This window comes from Flavobacterium xizangense (assembly GCF_054075145.1).
In genome coordinates this window covers 874,364-897,920 of the sequence record NZ_JBSIPG010000002.1, presented here as the reverse complement: position 1 = coordinate 897,920, position 23,557 = coordinate 874,364, and the positions used below count along the sequence as shown (strand labels likewise).

The window sequence follows — 23,557 nt, the reverse complement described above, 5'->3', positions numbered from 1 at the left end:
GGAAACATTAAGTATGTATTATTCAAATAAATAATTTAAAAATTCTAAATCGGGATTAATATTCTTTATCAGTTCAATTTTCTTTTCCCTGCGCCAATCTTTTATTTCTTTTTCTCGAGCAATTGCTTCTTGAATCCAAGTGAACTTTTCATAATATAGCAAGAATGTAGCCTTGTACTTTGATGTAAAGGTTTTGTTCGAAGTTGTAGTGTTTTCTTTGTGTTGGCTTAAACGAATTTTTAAGTTATTTGTAACTCCTGTGTAGAAAACGGTTTTGTATTTATTTGTGAGAATGTATACGTAGTATGTGTGATAGCCTTCTTGGTGTTGCATTTTTTTTTTGACGAAAGATAAAATATTTATTTAAGATTTTTCTTTCTTTTTAATGTGTTTTGTTTGATGCACTTTACGGAGTTACTTGCGAGGATTTCTCCTTCGTCGAAATGACAAACTGGGCGTGAACTTTCACATTGATTACTGAATGATAATTACTTCATGGAGTTACTTGTGAAGATTTCTCTTTCGTCGAAATAACAATATTGGGCAAAAAGAAATCCCATTCACCTTTCGGGAACGGGATTTCAACAATTGATATTCTCTTTTTTTTTATTTTAAACTGTTGCAGCAATTTCTTGTGGCAACGGAATTTGATTTTTAAGTAAATCTTCAAATGTTTCAGCTTGACGAATCAAGATTCCCTGACCGTTCATCCATAAAACTTCGGCTGGTTTGTATCTTGAATTATAGTTTGAAGACATAGAGAAACAGTATGCTCCGGCGTTTCTGAAAGATAAAATGTCGCCTTCAGTAATTTCCTGAATTCTGCGGTTGTTTGCAAAAGTATCTGTTTCGCAAATGTATCCTACAACTGAGTAAAAACGCTCTTTTCCTTTTGGGTTTGAGATGTTTTCGATATGGTGTGAAGATCCGTAAAACATTGGTCGAATTAAGTGGTTGAAACCACTGTCAACTCCAGCGAAAACTGTTGAGGTCGTTTGTTTTACTACGTTTACTTTTACTAAGAAATGACCTGCTTCACTCACCAAGAATTTGCCTGGTTCGAAAATCAACGTTAAATCTCTGCCGTATTCTGCACAGAAAGCATTGAATCTTTTAGATAATTTTTTACCTAATTCTTCGATGTCTGTTTCGATATCGTCTTTTTTGTAAGGAACTTTGAATCCGCTTCCGAAATCTAAGAATTGTAAATCTTTGAAATGTTTAGCTGTATCAAATAAGATTTCAGCAGCATACAAGAATACTTCGATATCTAAAATATCAGATCCTGTGTGCATGTGAATTCCGACAATGCTCATTTTTGTATTTTCAACAATTCGCAAGATATGCGGAATTTGGTGAACAGAAATTCCGAATTTACTATCGATATGTCCAACAGAAATATTAGCATTTCCGCCCGCCATTACGTGTGGATTGATACGAATACATACTGGAATATGTGGATGTTTTGTTCCGAATTGCTCTAAAATAGATAAATTGTCAATATTGATTTGTACACCCATTGCGGCAACTTCTTCGATTTCTTCTAGAGAAACTCCGTTTGGTGTAAAGAAAATTCTTTCGGGTTCATAGCCAGCATGAAGTCCTAACTGAACTTCCTGAATTGATACAGTGTCTAAGCCAGACCCCATGTTCTTTAATAACTGAAGAATCGCAACGTTCGACAATGCCTTCATGGCGTAATTAACTCTCAAGTTTTCTACCTTCGAGAAAGCTTTAGTTAACCTGTTGTACTGAGATTGGATTTTTTCGGCATCGTAAACATACAATGGACTTCCAAATTGGTCTGCTAACTGCAGTAAATCTTTTGCTTGCATTTTTAAATCATTTTGGGCAAAGTTATTACTCTTTTGTGTATCAGCAAATAAATTGTAGAAAAATAACAAAATATAACAAATTGTTTTATTTTAAACAAAAACTTGCTTGTTTTGGATTTTTATAACCTTTTTAAAGGTGCTAAGGTTCTAAGATGCTAAGATACTAAGTTTTTTTTTGCCACAACCCGAGCGATAGCGAACTGGCGAAGCAATTCACGAATTTAACTTATTCTTAAATGCTGTTGAAATTGTTTTTTTTATGAATTACACTAATTAAATGTATTTCTTTTTATCCTAATTTTTAAAAGAAGCCAAATGTTTGAATTTAGCCCCGATTGAGGCGGTATCCTCGCAGTGGAACGGAGAGATATAGCCGAAAGCGGGAACTATGTTTACTAAAATGCCAATTGTGATGCTTTAAAATGAGAAAATTTTTCCGCCACGGATTATTTTAATTTTTTATTCTGAATGACTATTGGCATGTTTAGAATATAATTCGTGAAATTTAAAGGAAAGAATAGTTTTAAGTGATATATATTAGAATAATTCGTGAATTGCTTCGCCAGTTCGCTATCGCTCGGGTCGTGGCGAAAAAAATAATCTGTGGCAAAAAAACAAAACCCCTGAATTATTAATTCAAGGGTTTGTTGGTAGTATGTGTTGTATTTTTGTTTAGTTTTTATAGGCTAGGAAGATCTCCTTTTCCTTTAGTAGGCAAGTTTGTAGATCCCATAAGGAATAAATCTACTTCTCTTGCTGCTTCGCGACCTTCTGAAATAGCCCACACGATTAATGATTGTCCTCTTCTCATATCACCAGCAGTGAAGATGTGAGGAACGTTTGTTTGATAGTTATGTGCTTTATAGTTGCTTCTTGCGTCAATTTCGATTCCTAATTGCTCGCTTAACGTTTTCTCTGGACCTGTAAACCCAAGAGCCAATAAAGCTAAATCGCAAGGCCAGATTTTCTCAGAACCTTCTTTTTCGATTAATTCAGGACGTTGACCTGGAGTCATTTTCCACTGTACTTCAACCGTTTTTAATCCAGTTAATTCACCTTTGTCATTAGAAATGAATTCTTTAGTGTTGATTAACCAGTTTCTGTCACAACCTTCTTCGTGAGAAGAAGATGTTTTTAACTGCAACGGCCAGAAAGGCCAAGGAGTTGACTCGCTTCTTCCAACTGGAGGTTTTGGTAAAATCTCAAAGTTAGTAACCGATTTTGCTCCATGTCTGTTTGAAGTTCCAATACAGTCAGAACCAGTATCTCCACCGCCAATAACGATTACATCTTTACCAGTTGCTTTAACCTGATCTGGAATTGATTCTCCGTACAAAACTTTAGTTTGTTGTGTCAAGAAATCCATTGCCTGAACAACGCCTTTGCTTTCGATTCCTTTAGTTGGCAAGCTTCTTCTTTCAGTTGCTCCCCCGCATAAAACGATAGAATCAAATTGGTTTAATTCTTCAACGCTGAAGTTAACACCAACGTTTACGTTAGTTTTGAAAGTGATTCCTTCTGCTTCAAGAATAGCTACACGACGGTCGATAATTCCTTTTTCTAATTTGAAATTTGGAATTCCGTAACGTAATAAACCTCCAATTGCGTTGTCTCTTTCAAAAACAGTAACTGTGTGTCCGGCTCTGTTTAATTGCTGAGCAGCTGCAAGACCTGCAGGTCCTGAACCAATAACAGCAACCGTTTTACCAGTTCTTGTTTTTGGTGGCTGTGGTTTAATCCATCCTTCAGCGAAACCTCTTTCTACAATGCTTTTCTCGATGTTTTCGATAGAAACCGGATCTTTGATGATTCCTAATACACATGATTTCTCACATGGAGCAGGGCATAAGCGTCCTGTAAATTCAGGGAAGTTATTAGTCGATTGTAAAATCTCTAATGCACTTTGCCATTCTTCATGATGCACCATGTCGTTGAAGTCAGGAATTAAATTCCCTAACGGACAACCACTGTGGCAAAAAGGAATTCCACAGTCCATACATCTTGATCCTTGTTCTTTTAGTTTATCTTTTGGTACCGGAATAGTAAATTCATTGTAGTTCGAAACACGTTCTGCTACTGCTAAGTTACTTTCATCGGCTCTGTTATATTCTTTAAATCCGCCTATTTTACCCATGACATTTTAATTAAATCTAAATGATTAAAATTCCAATTCTTAAATTCCAAATTCCAATTTCATCCTTCGACTTCGCTCAGGAAGACATCGTAAATAAATCTAAAATCTAAAATCTGAATTCTCAAATCATTTATCCCGCTATTAATTCTTCTATTTTTTTCTCTTCTGCAATTCTTTGTAATGCTTTTTTGTAATCAGTTGGCATTACTTTTACGAAGTGCTGTTGTTGGTTTTCCCAGTCTGCTAAAATTCTTTTTGCTAATGGACTGCTTGTGTACAAGGAATGATTTTTAATCAATTTTCTTAGTTTAGTAACGTCCTCTTCTTCCATTGGATCGAATGCAACCATTTCCATGTTACAAACTGTCGAATCGAATTTCTTATTTGGATCGTAAACATAAGCTACACCGCCACTCATACCAGCTGCGAAGTTTCTTCCTGTTTTTCCTAGAACTACTACTGTACCACCGGTCATATACTCGCAACCGTGATCTCCAATTCCTTCCACAACTGCTGTTGCTCCAGAATTTCTCACACAGAAACGCTCTCCGGCCATTCCATTAATATAAGCCTCTCCGGTAATAGCTCCGTAAAGGGCAACGTTCCCGATAATGATATTGTCTTCAGGTTTGAAAGTTGCAGTAGGAGGTACTTTTACAATTAATTTTCCTCCAGAAAGCCCTTTTCCTAAATAATCATTACAGTTTCCGTGAATTTTAAATGACAATCCGTTTGTTGCAAAAGCACCAAAACTTTGTCCGGCAGAACCTTCAAAATCAACTAAAATAGTGTCATCAGGTAATCCTTGCGCGCCGTAGATTTTTGAGATTTCGTTACTCAAAATAGCACCTACAGAACGGTCTGTATTTTTAATTTTAAAGGTTACTCTTGTTTTCTCTTTTCTATAGATAGATGGAATCGCTTCTTTGATGATGTCAAAATCCAATACATTTTCAAGTTGGTGATCTTGTTGAGTTGTATTGTGATTTGGCTGTGTTTTCGCTTTTTCCGGTTTGTATAGAATTGGTGATAAATCTAACCCATTTGCTTTATAATGTTTGATCGCTTTGTTCACATTTAATTTTTGTGATTGACCAACCATTTCCTTTAAAGTTCTGAAACCTAATTGCGCCATGATTTCTCTTAACTCTTCAGCAATAAAATACATGAAGTTGATTACGTGCTCTGGAGTTCCTTTGAAATTTTTTCTCAATTCAGGATCCTGAGTGGCAATACCAACTGGGCAGGTATTTAAGTGACAAGCTCTCATCATGATACATCCAGAAGCTACAAGCGGTGCAGTCGCAAAACCAAATTCCTCAGCTCCTAATAAAGCTGCGATGGCAACGTCGCGACCTGTTTTCAACTGTCCGTCGCACTCTAAAACTACACGGCTTCTTAAATCGTTTAAGATTAGAGTTTGCTGTGCTTCGGCTAAACCAAGTTCCCACGGAATACCGGTGTGCTGTAAAGATGTTAAAGGTGCAGCTCCCGTTCCTCCGTCATAGCCAGAAATTAAGATAACGTCAGCTTTTGCTTTGGCAACACCGGCAGCGATAGTTCCAACTCCAACTTCAGAAACTAATTTTACGTTTACGCGTGCTTCACGGTTTGCATTTTTCAAATCGTAAATCAACTGAGATAAATCCTCAATAGAATAAATATCGTGATGAGGAGGAGGCGAAATCAAACCTACATAAGGCGTAGAATTTCTCGTTTCAGCAATCCAAGGCACTACTTTTTCTCCAGGTAACTGTCCGCCTTCACCAGGTTTTGCTCCCTGAGCCATTTTAATTTGAATTTCTTTAGCGTTTGTCAAATAGTTGATCGAAACGCCAAAACGTCCTGATGCAACTTGTTTGATCGCACTATTTCTAGAATCTCCGTTAATTTCTTTCTGGAAACGTCTTGGGTCTTCTCCACCTTCTCCAGAGTTGCTTTTTCCTCCAATTCTGTTCATTGCAATAGCTAAGTTCTCATGTGCTTCCTGGCTAATAGAACCGTAAGACATTGCTCCAGTTTTGAATTTCTTTACAATTTCTGTCCAAGGTTCTACTTCGTCAATCGAAATTGGATCCAAATTATTGAATTCAAATAAACCTCTGATGGTCATTAAGTTCGAGCTTTGCTCGTTTACTGCATTTGAGTATTCTTTATAACTTTCAGGGCTGTTTAAACGAACCGCTTGTTGTAATTTAGAAATAGTGGTTGGGTTAAACATGTGTTTTTCACCACCACGTCTCCATCTGTAAATACCACCAATTTCAAGAGAAAGCAAACTTGCCACTTTTGAATTTGGGAAAGCTTTTTGGAAACGTTTTTTAACCTCTTTTTCAACCTCCATTAAACCAATTCCTTCAATTCTAGATGGAGTGTAAGGGAAGTATTTAGATGTAAATGTTTTGTTTAAACCTAAAATCTCAAAAATCTGAGCAGCTCTATACGAATGTAAAGTAGAGATACCAATTTTGTTCATGATTTTCACGATTCCTTTTGCAATCGCTTTGTTGTAGTTCACAACTGCATAATCCGCTTTTACTTTTGTAATGAAACCTTTTTCAACCTGATCGTGAATGATTTCGTTTACCATGTAAGGGTTGATGGCACTTGCACCGTATCCGAACAATAAGGCAAAATGATGAGGTTCACGTGGTTCAGCAGATTCGATGATGATGCCGAATTTAGAACGAACCTGTAAAATATTCAATGAGTGATGAATGTAAGAACAAGCCAATAACATTGGGATTGGAGCTAATTCTTCACTTACACCTCTATCCGATAAGATAATGATGTTGCATCCTTCATTAACCGCTTTAAAAGTAGCCTGAACACATTTTTCAAGAGCACGTTCTAAACCGTTAACTCCTTTTTCTATTTTGTATAAAGTAGAAATAGTAGCCGATTTGAAATCTGCGTGATCGATATTTCTGATTTTATCCAAATCCTCATTAGAAATAACCGGATTTTGGATTTTTAATTTTTTACATTGTTTCGATTCAATTTCGAAAATATTGAAATCGCCACCAATCGCTAAACTGATGTCGGTAATAATTTCCTCACGAATACCATCCAACGGTGGGTTTGTAACCTGAGCAAACAATTGTTTGAAGTAATTGTACAACAACTGAGGTTGATCTGAAAGAACAGCCAAAGGTGTATCATTACCCATAGAGCTGATTGCTTCAGCTCCGTCGCTACCCATTGGATTGATGATTGTTTTTAAATCTTCAATTGTATAGCCAAATAATTTTTGTCTTGTTACGAAATCTAATTTTTCAACAGGAGTTGGATTGTTTGTGTAAGGAACGCTCGCTAATGGCAATAAGTTTTCGTCAACCCATTGTTTGTAAGGACGTTTTGTAACTATCGCTTTCTTAACCTCTTCGTCTTCGATGATACGGCCTTCGTTCATATCAACCAAGAACATTTTTCCTGGCTCTAAACGACCGTGCTGAATTACATCTTCTGGATCGATGTCTAATACACCAATTTCAGATGACATAATTACGAATCCGCTTTTCGTTAATGTATAACGAGAAGGGCGCAAACCGTTTCTGTCTAGTAAAGCTCCAATTACATTTCCATCTGTAAACGGAATAGAAGCAGGACCATCCCAAGGCTCCATAATACAAGCATTAAACTCGTAGAATGCTCTTTTTTCAGGAGACATTGTTTGGTGTTTTTCCCAAGCTTCAGGAACTACCATCATCATTGCCTCTGGAAGAGAACGTCCAGTCATTAATAAAAGTTCGATAACCATATCCATAGAAGCAGAATCTGATTTTCCTTCTAAGATAATTGGGAATAATTTTTTGATGTCTTCGCCAAAAACTTTGCTCTGCATGAGCTCTTCACGAGCACGCATACGGCTTACGTTTCCACGAAGTGTATTGATCTCACCATTGTGACACATGTATCTAAACGGCTGAGCTAAGTCCCAAGATGGGAATGTATTGGTAGAGAAACGTTGGTGTACAAGTGCAAGACGAGTCACCAGGTCCGGATCTTTCAAATCTATATAATAACGGCTGATGTCTTCCGGCATCAACAGACCTTTATATATTATAGTAGTTGTCGATAAACTAGTAAAATAAAACATATGGCTTTCTGAGGTTTTAGATCCTCTTACGGCATGTTCAGCAATTTTTCTAGCTGCAAAAAGTTTTGCATTAAATTCTTGTTCAGTTAAATCTTGTCCGTTTTTAGAAACGAAAACTTGTTTAATTGTTGGTTCTTTTTCTGCGGCGATTTCACCTAAATTTTCAACGTCAACTGGTACATCTCTCCAACCTAAAACTTTTAAGTTTTGGTCTTTAATAGTAGCCTCAAATGCATTAATACAAAAAGAAACCTGGTTTTTGCTTTTTGGTAAAAAAACCATTCCTACTGCATACTCACGCGTTTCAGGGATTTCAAAGTCACACACTTTCTTAAAGAATGCATGTGGGATATCAAATAAAATTCCAGCCCCGTCTCCAGTTCTTCCATCAGAACTAACGGCACCACGATGTTCCAATTTTATTAAGATGTCCAATGCTTTGTGAATAATATCATTTGACTTAATACCATTCAAATTACAAATAAATCCTGCACCACAATTGTCGTGTTCAAATTCAGGCAAATAGAGCCCTTGTTCTTTAACTTTCATTCTTGATATTTTTTCTACAAAAATAAAGATTTCGTTAAACATAATGTATTGAAATTGTGCTTTTGCTTTCATTTTTGTCGTAATATTAGAAAAACGGTTCTTAAATGATAATAATATTATTTAAGGCATTGCGAAATGATAAAATCATAATAACATTTAAATAATATTAGGAAAAATCGTCGTCAGCCCTAGAATTCCATAGGTTTTTTTGTTAAATATCAAACGATATAGTGATTTTGTGTTAACTTTTTCAATGCAATTCGTTAACGATTAATTTGCTTTAAAAAAGATTATCTAATTAATAACAAATTGCCTCATTTTTTAATTGGAAAAAGATTTTACTATTAAGTTGAATTTTGCTACTTTTGTCGCACTTTTATTCTGAAATAAATTCAGAACCAGACAAATTCTATATTATGAACATACACGAATATCAAGGAAAAGAAATTTTAGCAAGTTACGGAGTACGCGTTCAACGCGGAATTGTGGCTAATAATGCGGTTGAAGCTGTAGCTGCTGCAAAACAATTAACTGCCGAAACTGGTACAGGATGGCACGTAATAAAAGCACAAATTCACGCAGGTGGTCGTGGAAAAGGTGGTGGAGTTAAGCTGGCAAAAAACTTACAGCAAGTTGAAGAGTTAGCAGAACAAATCATCGGAATGCAGTTGATCACACCTCAGACTCCGCCTGAAGGTAAAAAAGTAAATAAAGTATTAGTTGCAGAAGATGTTTACTATCCTGGAGAAAGTGAAACTTCTGAATTTTATGTTTCTGTTTTATTGAATAGAGGTACAGGACGCAACATGATTATGTATTCTACAGAAGGTGGAATGGATATCGAAGAAGTTGCTGAGCACACTCCACACTTAATCTTTACTGAAGAAGTTGATCCTAATGTTGGATTACAAGGTTTCCAGGCTAGAAGAATTGCTTTCAATTTAGGTCTTTCTGGAAATGCTTTCAAAGAAATGGTTAAATTCATCGACGCACTTTACAATGCTTACATTGGTTCTGATGCTTCTATGTTTGAAATTAACCCAGTTTTAAAAACTTCTGATAACAAAATCTTAGCTGTTGATGCTAAAGTTAACATCGACGATAACGCTTTATACAGACAACCTAAATATGCTGAAATGAGAGATATCCGTGAGGAGAATCCAATCGAAGTTGAAGCTAAAGAAGTTGGTCTAAACTATGTTGACCTTGACGGTACTGTAGGATGTATGGTAAACGGAGCTGGTCTTGCAATGGCAACTATGGATTTAATTAAATATGCTGGTTTTGAGCCTGCTAACTTCCTTGACGTAGGAGGAACTGCTGACGCAAAACGTGTTGAAACAGCTTTCAGAATTATCTTGAAAGATCCAAACGTAAAAGCTATCTTAATTAACATCTTCGGAGGAATCGTTCGTTGTGACCGTGTTGCTCAAGGTGTTGTTGATGCTTACAAAAACATGGGTGACGCTATTAAAGTGCCAATTATCGTTCGTTTGCAAGGAACAAATGCTGAAATTGCAAAAGAATTAATTGACAACTCTGGTATGCCAATCTTATCTGCAGTTCAATTCCAGGAAGCTGCTGACCAAGTTAAAGCTGCTCTTTCTTAATTAAAATAAGAAATCAATTTATATAGAAAATCCATTCCGAAAGGAGTGGATTTTTTTTGTGATTTAACTGCAAAGCACGCAAATTTTTTTTTAAACTTAGTCTATAACGCGCAAGGTTCGCAAAGCTTTATAAATAAAAACTTTGCGAACCTTGCGTAATTCTTAGCGTTCTTAGCGGTTAAAATTATTTCTTATTCTTCCCGTTTTTGAAAACTACTTTTTCTACAATAACTGGTTTTCCATTTCCTTTTGGGAATGCTTTCTTTTTAGGTTTTCCAGCTGCTGAACCTAACTTTGATGAACTTTGGTCGCCTCTATATTTTTCAGAATCTTTTGGACTAGCTTTAAACTCAGGTCTTTCTTTTGAAGTTTCTTTCTTCGGAATCTCTGCTTTATGTTTTGCTAAAACATCTGTTGGGTTTTTAGGGTTTTCTTTCGTTCCTCTTAAATGAATCACTAATCCGTTTAAGAAATTGCGTAAAACCTGGTCGCCACATTCCATATAATTGGGATGATCTTCAGCTCTGAAAAAAGCACCCAATTCTGATTTTGAAATTCTAAAATCAACTAATTCTAAAATTTCAACTATTTGGTCATCACGGAGCATCAAAGCCACGCGAAGTTTTTTAAGTATATCGTTATTCGTCATTGTTTTATTTTTTACAAAGGTACGGTACAATCTGCTAAAATTGTTGCTCATGTTAAATTTTAATTCTGATGATTTTGCTTCTTAAAATTAAAATTAAGAGTTGTTGAACTTTCTAACTTATTGAAGATTGGGGAGTTAAATTATTATTATTGCTGTTTTATGCATTTTAGTTGCATTAAAATGCGTATTTTAATAAAATTTTTAATGTCTTTTCTTATAAAAACGCATTTTAATGATATAAAATGTTAAATTGCGATATTAACGAACCAATTTATTAACCATTTTTTAACTAAAGTTTATGAAACAAAAGAATTTTATCTTTTCATTCGTTTTGTTCTTATTTGCTTCGAGCATTTTGTTTGCGCAAAAAATAACGGTCAAAGGAACAGTAACTGATGAGGCAGGAATGCCTATGCCAGGAGTTAATATTCACGAAGAGGGAGGCTCAGGCGGAACTACGACTGGATTTGACGGAGATTATCAAATTAGTGCCAGTAAAGGTTCTGTTTTAGTCTTTTCATATATCGGATTCAAATCAACGAAAGCTACTGTAGCTGGTGCAACATTAAATATAAAGATGCTTTCTGATGCAAAAGAGCTTGACGGAGTCGTAGTAACCGCTTTGGGTCTGAAGAGAAGCGAAAAATCACTTGGTTATGCTACGCAAAAAGTAAGAGCTGCAGATGTTGTAACGGTGAGAGAAACAGATATTAATAATGCTTTGGCTGGAAAAATTGCAGGTGTTCAATTTCAAGGTTCGCCAAGCGGGGATTTTAGAACCTCTTTGCTTAGACTTCGTGGAGATACAGGAGTATTGTATGTAGTGGATAACATCAAAGTAAGCGCTATTAGTGATATTAATCCAGAAAGCATAGAAAGTATCAATACTTTAAAAGGTTTGTCTGCAACAGCGCTTTATGGACCAGAAGGTCGAAACGGTGCAATTGTAATTACAACAAAAAGAGGGAAAAAAGGCGCTACAACAGTAGAGTTTAATGTAAGTTCTTCATTAGAAAATGCTTATGGATTGCCTGAGTTTCAAAATGAGTACGGTGGAGGCTATTCTCAAACTTTTCCAAAGTATACTTATAATCCAGCAACAGATCCAGCATCCTTCGCCGCTTTTAATGGTCAAGAAATTGTAGATTATACTGCTGACGAAAGTTGGGGACCAAGAATGCAAGGTCAAATGGTACGTGCTTGGAATAGTTGGGAAGAAGGTACTCCAGAATTTGGTAAACTAACTCCTTTTTCTCCAAACAAAAACAATGTTAAAGATTTTTACAATACTGGAGTTACCAAAAGATCTAGTTTATCTGCTAGTAAAGGTGGTGAAGATTATTCTATAAACTTTGGTATCACTAGAACAGATAAAGAAGGTATTGTGCCAAATACAGCTAGAACCCAATATGATGTAAATCTTACTATGGAAGCTAGTTTGAGTAAGAAATTCAAAGTATTCTCAACTGTTTTATTTCAAGATAGACAAACTAAGGGATATAATGATAAAAACTTAATCTTGCCAGCGGTTGCAAGTTTGAGACAATGGTTTCAAAGACAACTAAACATGGACGATTTAAGAAATTATCGTATGAATGGTAAAATTGTAACTTGGAACAGAACTAGCCCAACAAATGGAAAATCTATAGGTTGGAATTCTCCATTTTTTGATCAATACGAGCAACCAAACAACGAAGACCAAAAATCTTTTAATGGTAAAATTGGCGGTTCTTACCAAATTATTGATGATTTGGCAGCTACTGTAGAGCTTAGAAAAACATATATTGGAAACAATTATTATGATATCTACAAAGCTTGGGGTGGTGCCGAAGTTCCTTCTTATGAGGAAAGTCTTCAAATCACTAATAAAGATGAAATTTCAGGTATTTTAAATTATAAAAAGAAAATCAACAAATTTGATATCACAGGAAATTTAGGTTTCGAATATCAATTTTATGATCGAACATACATGAATAGTAGTACGGTTGGAGGTTTAGTTTCAGAAGGATTCTACAGTATCAGTACTTCTGTAGGAACTCCACTTATTGATAATAAAAGATACAGAACAAAAAATCGTGCCTATTTTTTAACAGCTTCTGTAGGTTATGATGATTTCTTGTATGTTGATGGTTCTTATCGTAATGATTTTGCTTCTACTGCAGATGTAAACGATAATAAATTAGCTACTTATGGTATTTCTGGAAGTTTTGTTTTCTCTAAATTTATTCCAGAAAATAACTTTTTCACGTTTGGTAAATTAAGAGCTGGTTATGCAATGGCGCCTCAGTTTCCTGGAGTTTATTTAACAAGCCCTATTTACGGAATCGGAACGCCTTACGGTACTTATCCAACTTCGTCAACACAATCAACACCTAGTAACCCAAGGTTGAAAGGTGGAAATCGTGAAGAAAAAGAATATGGTATAGATTTGAAATTCTTTAATAATAGACTTTCATTAGATGTTTCTTATTTTGACAGATTAGATAATGAATTACCATATCGAGTAGACTTGGATGCTTCAACAGGAATTGGTGGCGTTTTTCTAAACGGAGGAAAACAAACGTACAAAGGGGTTGAAATTGCATTGTCTGGAACACCAATTAAAACAGATAAATTTGAATGGAATATTGGTGCAAACTATTCAACTCTTGACAGGCAAGTAGTAGCTATTGCTCCAGGAATTACAAGAAATATTATTCAGTCTGGAAACTCAAACATGGGTAACGTTCAGTTGGTTGAGCAAGTGGGTGAAAAATGGGGGGCTATTTACGGAAGTAGAATTGCAAGAGATGATAACGGAAAACCAAAATTAACTACTGCGGGAGCATATGTTAGAGAATTAGGTGTATTTTTAGGTAATGTTTTGCCAAACTATACTGGAGGTCTTACAACTTCATTTAAATACAAAAACTTTGATTTAAGTTTAGGATTTGATTTCCAAGAAGGTGGTAAATACTATTCTGTTTCTAATTCATTGATTAATAGGACAGGAGTGGGTATTGAAACAGTTGGTGACAATGATTTAGGAAATCCAAAGAGAGACCCTATCGTAAACGCTACTACTGGCGCAAGTATTGCTACAGGAGCAATGCTAAATTCTACAGTAACTCCAACTTCAGGAGGACTTTTGGTAGAAGGCGTAGACAGTACGACTGGTGCTGATGTTGCTTACCGTGTGAGTACTAGAACATATTGGTCAAACATTCGAGCAATTACTGAGCCTTTCTTAGAAGATGCTTCGTATGTAAAATTAAGAACACTTAGATTTGGCTATACTTTGGAAAGAAGCACTTTGCAAAAGACACCTTTCCAGAAAATTAATATTGCTGTTTATGCGAATAATCTTTGGCTGATTTATGCCGCAAATCGTGATATAGATCCATCTGAACTTCAATCTTACAATACATCAACTACACCATTTATAGAAACGGCCCAATTGCCAAACTCTAGATCTATTGGTTTAAATGTTGTTTTAACTTTATAATTATAAAAATGAAAAAAATAGTAATAACATCAATTTTAGCACTAACAACTGTTTTGGTATCAGTTTCTTGTGATAATGCTGATTTTGGCGATACTAACTTAAATCCAAATTATCCTAGTGTCGCAAATACAGCTTCGTTACTTACAGGAGCCGAAAGATCAATGTCGCCTATTCTTACTGCAACTGAGCCACTTTGTTATGTGCAGTATATCACAAACGGACAATATCCTAAAGAAACGATTTATGATGTAGTAAATTTTGAATATACCAGCAATTATGTATCTGTTCTAAACAACTTACAAGCGGTTATAAATTTAAACAAAGATGCTGCAACGGCTGGAGCGGCATTAGCTAATGGTTCAAACAATAACCAAATTGCTGTAGCAATGATTTTGAAAGCTTACGTTTTTCAGCATATCACAGATAGATGGGGAATGGTGCCCTATACTGGAGCTTTACAAGGGTTGGATAATGCATTTCCTAAATTTGATACACAAGAAGCTATTTATGATGGATTGTTTAAAGATTTAAATGATGCAGTAGCACTTATGGATAATGGCGCAGGACCAAAAGGCGATGTGATTTTTACCACAAAAGCGACCCAGATGTCTGAGTGGAAACGTTTTGCAAATACTTTAAAGTTAAACATGGCGATGCGCTTGTCAAAAAGATTTCCAGCTGCTGGAGGTTATGCTGCAACAAAATTTGTTGAGGCTTTAAACGCTGGAACTATTGCTTCAAACACACAAAACTTTACATATCCTTATATTACTGATGAGGCTTATGACAATCCTTGGGAAGATCGTTTTGAAACTAGAACAGACTATTTATTAAGTGAACCTTTTGTAAATTTATTGATTGGGACAGGAACAAATCTTGCGCCACAAGATCCTAGATTAGCAAAATTTGCAGAAAAAGCGACTAACGGTGGGATTTACAAAGGTGGTCTTACTTCGGCTGTAGGAAATACAACTGTTGCAAATTATTCTTTTATAACTAATACTATTATCAAAAATAAAACTGCCCCTGCATTTTTCTATACTTACGCACAAGTTTCTTTTGCTAAAGCTGAAGCAGCATCTTTAGGATGGATTCCGGGTTCAGCAGCGACTTTTTATGCTGAAGGTATTAGAGCTTCTATGGCACAATGGGGTGTTGCAACTGCGGCGGCTGATGCTTATGTTTTGCAATTTCCTTACGTAAATTTAAAATCTATTGCTTACCAAAAACACATTGCATTGTTTATGCAAGGTTATGAAGGATGGAATGAATGGAGAAGATTTGGAACTGATGCTGTTGCTCTAACCGTTCCTGTTGGAGCGATTGGTTCTGCTACAATTCCGCAAAGGCAAGCTTACGGAGCGAGTGTAAAAACATTGAATTTAGAAAATTACAATGCTGCAATCGCTACTCAAGGAGCTGACAAAATGGAAACAAAAGTGTGGTGGGCTAACTAATTTAGTCACAATATTATTTAAACAAAAAGAGGAAATCTCAATTAAGAGATTTCCTCTTTTTTATTTTAGATTTTGAAATAGTAATGAATTAATCTGTATTTAAAACAGCAATAATTTTATCTAAATCTTCTTGCAGATGATTCGCAGTTACGACAATTCGATTTAACGGTTCAGCTTCTTTGGTGTATTTAAAACTGGCAATAATTATCTTTTCAGATTTTAGTTTTTCTACCAATTCATTTGATAAAACATAAATTAAAGGATAATTTTTATCAAATTTAATGTTCTTATTTTGAATTAAAATGGAATCGATATAAGTTAGGTTATCTAGCAATTTTTGATGCTGAATCTTGTATAATTCTGAAGCATCTGAAAGCGTCTGCACAAAAGCAGGATTCATTCCGGCTGCACTAGTAAAAGTTTCGATTTTTGATATTTGCGTAATAAACTCTGAATTTGAAGCAATTACGCCACCTGTTAACCCAAAAGCTTTTCCTAAGGATGAAACCAAAATTTTTCTTTTAACTGGAAAGTCAATTGAAGAATAAATTCCAGTACCATTATTTCCAATTATTCCAAGCGAATGCGATTCATCAATTACTAATGTAATTTCTTTTTGATTTGAAATTTGCTTTAAGAAAGATAAATCAACAGGTTTTGTGTGGAAGGAAGGAACGCCATCAGTTAAAATTACTATTTTTTCTACTTCAGAATTTAGCAAACGATCATTTAATTTTTCATTACTAAAAACAGGAACGCTATTTTCTGTTTTAATTGCTGAGTGTATTTCATTCAAGTGAAAAAAACAGTCCGTTTCTTTTTGTAATTTTTCAATTACCAGTTTTCCAGCCAACATTCCTGAAGAAACTGTAACCGCAGCTTCTGAACCAATATGTCGGGCCAAAAACTCTTCACCGCCAACATAAGCACTTAATTGAATATTCGCTGTTCTTGAGCTTCCATAAGTTGTTCCCCATTTTAGAATATTTTGAACAACTAAATTCTGAAATGTTGCATTTGTCGGAAGTCCTAAATAGGCAGTTCCGCCAAAATAGAGATATTCTTTTTGGTCAATTTCAATAATACGATCTGGAAATTTTTCGACTATCATTTTATAGAAGTGTAACTCCGGTTCCGTTTAAATCAGAATAACTTACAACACCATTTTTAATTGTTACTCCAGACGCAATATCTTCGGCAAGAAGCAATGCGCCGTCCATATCAACATAGTCAAGTTGTGGTAACAAATGTGCAATGGCAGAAATTCCCACAGTCGATTCAGTCATACAGCCCACCATTGTTCTTAAGCCTAATTTTTTAGCTTCTTCAATCATTCGTTTTCCAGGAGTTAATCCGCCACATTTTACCAATTTCACATTTACTCCATGAAAATGATTGAAACATTTGGCAACATCTTCTTCAATAATACAGCTTTCATCAGCAATTACAGGAAGTACAGAATGTTTGAAAACTTCTTTATGCCCTTCCCAATTATCAGCTTTCATAGGTTGTTCTAGAAATTCTACGCCAAGTTTTTTTAATTCGACAGCATTATTTATTGTTTCATCAACGCCCCAACCACAGTTGGCATCAATTCTAAAAACAGCATTTGTATGTTTACGAAGCTCTTTAACAATGGCAATATCTTCTTTGGTTCCTAATTTAATTTTATAAATAGGCCACGGAAGTTCCTGCATCTTTGAAACCATTTTTTCAATAGAAGCAATTCCGATTGTATAATCTGTCAACGGATTTTTCTCTGTTGTATAATTCCACAATTCGTAGAGTTTTTTACCTTTTATTCGCGCATATAAATCGTTATAAGCCAAATCCAGCGCACATAAAGCAAACATGTCGTCTTTTAAATACGGATGAATTTTTGCCCAAAAAACTTCAGGAGTTTCAATTTCAGAAGTTTCAATAATTGTTTTGATTTCTTCCAAATCCTTCATCATCATTGGAACTGTAGTTTTGTAATACGGATTTGAAGTTGCTTCACCAAAGCCTGAAAAACCATTGCTTTGTAATTCGACAATCAAAGAAGGTTGAAAATCAATAGATTCTCTTGAAATCGTGAAAGTATGTTTTAGTTTTAAGTTATACTCTCTTAAAATTAGTTTCATAATTTATCCTGTTTTTTTATTTTTTTTCGATCAATAACCAAGCCAGAGAACTGCTTTTACAAATCCGTCTCGCCATAATTTTTCATTATGTTCTCCGCCTTTTACAATTTTTGTTTTGCTAAGATGAAGACAATAACAACGATTTTTGTCTAATAAACGTTCCATTTTTTCAAGATCTTTTACCATTTCGTCGCTTTCCTTATCTCCACATAGAAAATAAAATCGGGTTTTGATTTTTGGAGACTTTTCTGTAAAAGTATAAATGTCATTTGAAAACCAAAAAGAAGGCGAAAAAACGCCCGCGTTTCCAAAAACTTGTGGATATTTTACGGCAGCATAATAGGAAACCAAACCGCCAAGTGAGCTTCCCATGATTGTTGTGTTTTTGGCTTTCGTTTTGGTTTTGTAATTTTTGTCGATATAGGGTTTTAAAGTGTTTACGATAAAATCAACATAATCATCTGCTTTTCCGCCACCGTACTTTTCATTTTTGAAAGGCGTTAATTCATCGATTCGTTTTTCATTTCCGTGTTCGATTCCCACCACAATTACGGGTGCTTTTAAACTATCAAGTTTTTCATCGACATTCCATTCACCCACAAAAGAAGTTTTGGCATCAAATAAATTTTGGGCGTCGTGCATGTAGATCACGCTGTATCTTTTTTTGGCTGAAGCCGAATAGCCTTCGGGCAAATACAACCAGATTTTTTTTGTAGTTTTAAGTTGAGGTGATTCAATTGTAAAAGTGGATACATTTTTGGATGCCGTGCTTTCCTGTGCGTTCCCAATATTTGCCAGCGACAATAAAATAAAAAAGAAGAATCCTCGAATCATTGGTTATTGTGATTTAGATTTAATGTAATAATTTAGCTAAAAATAATAATTTGATGAACACCGAAGAAGAAAAAAGAAGTTTACTTTTAGAAATGATTGCGTTTGCTACCATTGACGGACATTTGCATAAACGTGAGGTAGATTTTCTGTGGATTGTTGCCAAGGAATTGAATATAAGTAAAGAAGAATTTAGGGATTTATTTCATCAAGAACATAGGGTAAAAGTAACCAGATCTGAATTTCAACGCATTCAGCAATTTTACAGATTGGCTTTGATTATGCATTGCGATGGTATTTTACATAAAAAAGAATCGAAAGCCATTTATCAGATTGCGCTAGAAATGGGATTAAATCCTACTGCAGTAAAACGTGTTTTAGAATTGATGAAAAATGCCCCAAATGCCATCATTGATCCAAATAAATTATTGAGAGTTTTTCAGGAACAGCATAATTAAAAAAAACAAGGACTGTGATATTACAGTCCTTGTTTTTTTATGTGGAAATTATTTTTTTGAGATTTGAAATTTTGGATGACCAGTATTGGCATAAGCAAAACTAATTATGTCTCCTGAAATTTCTATGTTTTTTGATTTGCTGTTCCCTAATCCATGTCCAGCTTCAAAATCAGTAAAAAAAAGTATTTGTTTATCAGACGAATTTGCATTTTGAAGCAATGCGGCAAATTTTGCAGGCTCCCATGCAGTTACACGAGGGTCATTTATCCCCGCATTGATTAATGTTGCCGGATATGCAGTTCCTTTCACAATATGATGAAAAGCATCCATCTCTAATAAAGCTTTAAAATCATTTGGGTCTTTTACTGTGCCAAACTCTGGAATATTGACAGGACCATTGGCTTGAATTTCTGCTCGGATAGTATTTAATGAACCCGCTTGAATTATTGATGCAGCAAATAAGTCAGGGCGCTCTGTAATCGCTCTTCCAATTAGTATTCCGCCTGCGCTATCGCCTCGAATCGCGATTTTTTTGGATGTAGTGTATTTTTTACTAATCAAATATTCTGCTGTAGAGATCAGATCCTTCCATGTATTAGGTTTGGTTTCTTTAAAACCTCCCTTATGCCATTTGTCACCCAGTTCTCCACCGCCTCTAACATGAGCAACAACATAAACACCACCATAAAGGCAATAAGGTAAAAGACGACTAGGACTAAAATAGGGTTGCATTGAGGTTCCGTAAGACCCATATCCTCCTATAAGTACAGGATTATCACTATTTAATTTGATGTTTTTGTTGTAAATAAGCGAAACAGGAACCATAACACCATCATGTGAAGGTATCATGATTTCTTTAGAGATAATGTCTTTGAATTCTGGATATTCGACAGGTTTTGTTAAAGGCTGAAAAGTAAATGTATTGGTTTTAGGATTATAAAAATATCTTTTTGGCTCAGAAATCCAACCCTCAATTGTTATCCAAATGTCACTTTTGTCTGTACTTATTGTTGAAAAGGATGCTGAACCTGCCTGAAAAGGTAATTTTAGTTCAATTGCTTTAGTTTTATTTTTTGCTAAAAAATAAACTTTGGCCTCGACACCATTCTCAACAATTGAATAATATAAGCCGTCTTTTGTAATGTCATAAGTAGTTATCTTTCCATTTTTTGGTTCTTCAACTACAGTTATGGCATTTTCTATTTCAGGATGCGAAAGAGGAACTTTAATGATTTTGAAATTAGATGCATTTTTGAAAGTTGAATAATAGATAAATTCATTATCAGTTAGAAAGTTAACAATTTCATCTTTTTGACTGACAAGACTTTTCCAGGTTTCAGGAGAAAAATTATTATTGAAATCACAGGTGTATAATTTAATTCTATTGTCTACAGTTCTTATAAGAGCGTAATTCTTGTTTGAGCTTTTTCTATAAATATTATAAGGATATTCTTCAGGAAGGATATTAAGTTCAGGATTGGTGACATTCGAAAGAAATTCAACGTCTTCTTTTTCAGTTTGACCTAATTTATGATAATAGACTTTAGTATTTAACGATCTATTTTCATCTTTGACATCAGAAGAATTAAGTCTTGTAAATGTAAAAGAATTTCCGTCTGGCATCCAGGAAACATAACTGTCCCAACATTTATCTAATGTTTCAGGATATGTTTTACCAGTAATATCCATTATAAACAGTTCACCAATTTCGGAACCGTTTTGAGAAACTTCAATGGCAACTTTGTCTCCTTCAATATTTGGAGTAATTGCGGTTATATTATAAGTTGTGCCATTAGTTTTTTTGTAGCTTACTGGGTCAAAAAGTAATATTTCAGTACCATCGAATCCTTGCTTGTAATATAGCTTAGGATTTTCGTCATTTACGTTTCTTTTTAGATAGAAATAGTTGTTATTTTCTGTTATTTCTAATTCAGAAATCGTACTACTTTTTCTTGAACTTAATTCCTTTAATTTTTTTATTAATTTTTCACGTTCTGGAATCTCGTTTAATTTTTCACGAGCATAAGCCGCATTGCTTTTCATCCAATCTATTACTTTTGGATCGTTAAGATTTTCTAGATAACGATAAGGATCGGATATTGTTTTTCCAAAATAATTATCGGTGACTATGATTTCTGGAGCTGGTTGTGGTTTATTTTGTGCGTAAAGTGAAATTATGGAACCTAAAAATGAAGTAGTAACTAGAATGAATCGGTTATTCATGTTGTTTGTTTGGTTTATAACTTAGGATTAAATAAAATATCGCGTGTTTTTGTAAGTGTAAATTTATAAAAACATTTTACTTAAGCAATAGTTATAAAATTTTTACGGCAATTGTTCCTGAAGTTTTTTGATATCGTCACGAAGTTTGGCGGCCTGCATAAAATCTAATTCTTTTGCGGCTTTTTCCATTGATTTTCGTTTCTCGCGAATCAATTTTTCTAGATCAGTTTTTGACATATAAGCCGTTTCAGGTTCGGCGGCAACTGGTAAAGTATGGCCTAACTCGTATTCTACTAAAGGATTTTTAGTAAAGGCGCTGTCGATTTTTTTGTTTAGAGCCTGAGGCGTAATACCATTTTCAGTATTAAAATTGATCTGTTTTGTTCTTCTGTAATTAGTTTCATCAATTGTTCTTTGCATGCTGGCTGTAATTTTATCAGCATACATGATGGCCTTTCCATTTAAATTTCTTGCAGCACGACCAATGGTTTGGGTCAAAGATCTGTGGTTTCTTAAAAAACCTTCTTTATCTGCATCAAGAATCGCAACCAATGAAACTTCTGGTAAATCAAGTCCTTCACGAAGCAAGTTTACTCCAATTAAAACATCAAAAATGCCTTTTCTTAAATCTTGCATGATTTCGATGCGTTCTAAAGTATCAACTTCAGAATGTATGTAACGACAACGAATATTTACTTTTGTCAAATATTTGGCTAATTCTTCGGCCATTCTTTTAGTTAAAGTCGTCACCAAAACTCTTTCATCTAATTCGCAGCGAACCTGAATTTCTTCAATCAAATCATCAATTTGATTTAAACTTGGGCGCACTTCAATGACAGGATCTAATAATCCGGTTGGACGAATAATTTGCTCGACATAAATTCCGTCTGATTTTTGCAATTCGTAATCGGCAGGAGTTGCAGAAACATAAATTACCTGATTTTGCAAGGCTTCAAATTCTTCAAATTTTAAAGGACGATTGTCCATTGCGGCAGGCAATCTAAAACCGTATTCAACTAAGTTTTCTTTACGACTGCGATCACCTCCGTACATGGCATGAACCTGCGAAACGGTAACGTGACTTTCGTCAACAACCATTAAAAAATCGCTCGGAAAATAATCCAATAAACAGAAAGGTCGTGTTCCTGCCTCACGACCGTCAAGGTAACGGGAATAATTTTCAATTCCGGAACAATAGCCCAATTCCCGAATCATTTCTAAATCGAAATTCGTTCTTTCTTCCAGTCGTTTGGCTTCTAAATGTTTTCCTATTTCTTTAAAATAATCAACTTGTTTCACTAAATCCTGCTGAATCTGCCAAATGGCACCTTGTAAAACTTCAGGAGAAGTCACAAACATATTGGCTGGATAAATCGTCAGTCTTTTGAATTTTTCGATTACCTGAGAAGTTTTAGCATCAAACGATTCTATTTCTTCGATTTCGTCTCCAAAAAAATGAATTCGATACGCATCATCAGCATAACTTGGATACACTTCAACCGTGTCGCCTTTGATTCTGAAAGTTCCCGGATTAAAATCGGCTTCAGTTCTGGCATACAAACTCTGAACTAAACTATGTAATAATTTTGTTCTCGAAATAACCTGATCTCTGGCAATCTCAATCACATTTTTCTTAAATTCAACTGGATTTCCAATACCGTATAAACAAGAAACAGAAGCAACTACCAAAATATCTCTTCGTCCTGAAAGCAGGGAAGAAGTAGTGCTTAAACGCATTTTTTCTAATTCTTCATTGATAGATAAATCTTTCTCAATGAAAACACCCGTTACAGGCATAAAAGCTTCCGGCTGATAATAGTCGTAATAAGAAACGAAGTATTCAACAGCGTTATTTGGAAAAAACTGCTTGAATTCTGAATACAATTGCGCCGCCAAAGTTTTATTGTGTGCCAAAACCAAAGTAGGGCGTTGTACTTCCTGAATAACATTTGCAACCGTAAATGTTTTTCCGGATCCTGTAACTCCCAATAAAGTTTGATATTTTTCGCCATCAATAACTCCTTGTGCTAGTTTTTGTATGGCTTGTGGCTGATCTCCTTTCGGACTATATTCTGAAGTTACTTGAAAATTCATTTTCTATTGAT

At 35.0% G+C, this 23,557-nt stretch carries 14 protein-coding genes; 4 read left to right on the top strand and 10 right to left on the bottom strand.

The window, feature by feature from the left end:
• Nucleotides 1-18: 18 nt before the first annotated feature.
• The 4 genes from ACWA1B_RS09515 to gltB form a co-directional block, all read right to left on the bottom strand.
• A complete protein-coding gene (locus tag ACWA1B_RS09515) occupies nucleotides 19-333 on the bottom strand; it encodes a GIY-YIG nuclease family protein (RefSeq protein ID WP_456906264.1) in 315 nt (104 codons plus the stop codon).
• A 278-nt stretch (nucleotides 334-611) separates the two neighbouring features.
• A complete protein-coding gene (gene lysA, locus ACWA1B_RS09510; RefSeq protein ID WP_456906262.1) occupies nucleotides 612-1,904 on the bottom strand; it encodes a diaminopimelate decarboxylase in 1,293 nt (430 codons plus the stop codon).
• A gap of 610 nt (nucleotides 1,905-2,514) precedes the next feature.
• Entirely contained in the window at nucleotides 2,515-3,969 is a 1,455-nt protein-coding gene (locus ACWA1B_RS09505; protein WP_456906260.1) for a glutamate synthase subunit beta, read from the bottom strand.
• A 130-nt stretch (nucleotides 3,970-4,099) separates the two neighbouring features.
• Nucleotides 4,100-8,617, bottom strand: a complete 4,518-nt coding sequence (gene gltB / locus ACWA1B_RS09500) for a glutamate synthase large subunit (RefSeq protein ID WP_456906504.1) — start codon at nucleotides 8,615-8,617, stop codon at nucleotides 4,100-4,102.
• Between the two features lie 416 nt (nucleotides 8,618-9,033).
• Here gltB and sucC point away from each other — a divergent pair, with 416 nt between their 5' ends.
• A complete protein-coding gene (sucC, locus tag ACWA1B_RS09495) occupies nucleotides 9,034-10,227 on the top strand; it encodes an ADP-forming succinate--CoA ligase subunit beta (RefSeq protein WP_456906258.1) in 1,194 nt (397 codons plus the stop codon).
• Between the two features lie 184 nt (nucleotides 10,228-10,411).
• On the opposite strand, the gene ACWA1B_RS09490 is transcribed toward sucC, so the two are convergent.
• Nucleotides 10,412-10,876 carry a DUF1456 family protein gene (locus ACWA1B_RS09490; protein ID WP_456906256.1) on the bottom strand — a complete coding sequence of 155 codons (465 nt, stop codon included), beginning with the start codon at nucleotides 10,874-10,876 and terminating at the stop codon, nucleotides 10,412-10,414.
• A 298-nt stretch (nucleotides 10,877-11,174) separates the two neighbouring features.
• Between ACWA1B_RS09490 and ACWA1B_RS09485 the strand changes: the two genes are divergently transcribed.
• Nucleotides 11,175-14,360: a SusC/RagA family TonB-linked outer membrane protein gene (locus ACWA1B_RS09485; protein WP_456906254.1), complete on the top strand. Its 3,186-nt coding sequence runs from the start codon at nucleotides 11,175-11,177 to the stop codon at nucleotides 14,358-14,360.
• Between the two features lie 8 nt (nucleotides 14,361-14,368).
• A complete protein-coding gene (locus ACWA1B_RS09480) occupies nucleotides 14,369-15,817 on the top strand; it encodes a SusD/RagB family nutrient-binding outer membrane lipoprotein (protein ID WP_456906252.1) in 1,449 nt (482 codons plus the stop codon).
• 88 nt (nucleotides 15,818-15,905) lie between these two features.
• On the opposite strand, the gene ACWA1B_RS09475 is transcribed toward ACWA1B_RS09480, so the two are convergent.
• From ACWA1B_RS09475 to ACWA1B_RS09465, 3 genes are read right to left on the bottom strand one after another with little or no spacing between them, the layout of a single operon-like run.
• On the bottom strand, nucleotides 15,906-16,928 hold the full coding sequence (locus ACWA1B_RS09475) for an aminotransferase class I/II-fold pyridoxal phosphate-dependent enzyme (RefSeq protein ID WP_456906250.1): 1,023 nt from the start codon (nucleotides 16,926-16,928) through the stop codon (nucleotides 15,906-15,908).
• Between the two features lies 1 nt (nucleotide 16,929).
• On the bottom strand, nucleotides 16,930-17,940 hold the full coding sequence (locus ACWA1B_RS09470; RefSeq protein ID WP_456906248.1) for a dipeptide epimerase: 1,011 nt from the start codon (nucleotides 17,938-17,940) through the stop codon (nucleotides 16,930-16,932).
• A gap of 30 nt (nucleotides 17,941-17,970) precedes the next feature.
• Complete coding sequence (locus ACWA1B_RS09465) at nucleotides 17,971-18,774, bottom strand: alpha/beta hydrolase (protein WP_456906246.1); 804 nt, start codon at nucleotides 18,772-18,774, stop codon at nucleotides 17,971-17,973.
• A gap of 53 nt (nucleotides 18,775-18,827) precedes the next feature.
• Here ACWA1B_RS09465 and ACWA1B_RS09460 point away from each other — a divergent pair, with 53 nt between their 5' ends.
• Nucleotides 18,828-19,229, top strand: a complete 402-nt coding sequence (locus ACWA1B_RS09460) for a TerB family tellurite resistance protein (protein ID WP_456906244.1) — start codon at nucleotides 18,828-18,830, stop codon at nucleotides 19,227-19,229.
• A gap of 48 nt (nucleotides 19,230-19,277) precedes the next feature.
• On the opposite strand, the gene ACWA1B_RS09455 is transcribed toward ACWA1B_RS09460, so the two are convergent.
• Together ACWA1B_RS09455 and uvrB are read right to left on the bottom strand one after the other, a co-directional pair.
• Entirely contained in the window at nucleotides 19,278-21,452 is a 2,175-nt protein-coding gene (locus ACWA1B_RS09455) for a prolyl oligopeptidase family serine peptidase (protein ID WP_456906242.1), read from the bottom strand.
• Between the two features lie 102 nt (nucleotides 21,453-21,554).
• A complete protein-coding gene (gene uvrB, locus ACWA1B_RS09450) occupies nucleotides 21,555-23,546 on the bottom strand; it encodes an excinuclease ABC subunit UvrB (protein ID WP_456906240.1) in 1,992 nt (663 codons plus the stop codon).
• Between the last annotated feature and the right edge of the window lie 11 nt (nucleotides 23,547-23,557).

Bases quoted from the DNA above. Each gene is read 5' to 3' on its own strand.
- uvrB (WP_456906240.1), bottom strand. From the start codon at position 23,546: ATGAATTTTCAAGTAACTTCAGAATATAGTCCGAAAGGAGATCAGCCA.
- ACWA1B_RS09465 (WP_456906246.1), bottom strand. From the start codon at position 18,774: ATGATTCGAGGATTCTTCTTTTTTATTTTATTGTCGCTGGCAAATATT.
- ACWA1B_RS09460 (WP_456906244.1), top strand. From the start codon at position 18,828: ATGAACACCGAAGAAGAAAAAAGAAGTTTACTTTTAGAAATGATTGCG.
- ACWA1B_RS09480 (WP_456906252.1), top strand. From the start codon at position 14,369: ATGAAAAAAATAGTAATAACATCAATTTTAGCACTAACAACTGTTTTG.
- ACWA1B_RS09475 (WP_456906250.1), bottom strand. From the start codon at position 16,928: ATGATAGTCGAAAAATTTCCAGATCGTATTATTGAAATTGACCAAAAA.
- ACWA1B_RS09470 (WP_456906248.1), bottom strand. From the start codon at position 17,940: ATGAAACTAATTTTAAGAGAGTATAACTTAAAACTAAAACATACTTTC.
- gltB (WP_456906504.1), bottom strand. From the start codon at position 8,617: ATGAAAGTTAAAGAACAAGGGCTCTATTTGCCTGAATTTGAACACGAC.
- ACWA1B_RS09505 (WP_456906260.1), bottom strand. From the start codon at position 3,969: ATGGGTAAAATAGGCGGATTTAAAGAATATAACAGAGCCGATGAAAGT.
- ACWA1B_RS09490 (WP_456906256.1), bottom strand. From the start codon at position 10,876: ATGACGAATAACGATATACTTAAAAAACTTCGCGTGGCTTTGATGCTC.
- sucC (WP_456906258.1), top strand. From the start codon at position 9,034: ATGAACATACACGAATATCAAGGAAAAGAAATTTTAGCAAGTTACGGA.
- ACWA1B_RS09485 (WP_456906254.1), top strand. From the start codon at position 11,175: ATGAAACAAAAGAATTTTATCTTTTCATTCGTTTTGTTCTTATTTGCT.
- ACWA1B_RS09515 (WP_456906264.1), bottom strand. From the start codon at position 333: ATGCAACACCAAGAAGGCTATCACACATACTACGTATACATTCTCACA.
- ACWA1B_RS09455 (WP_456906242.1), bottom strand. From the start codon at position 21,452: ATGAATAACCGATTCATTCTAGTTACTACTTCATTTTTAGGTTCCATA.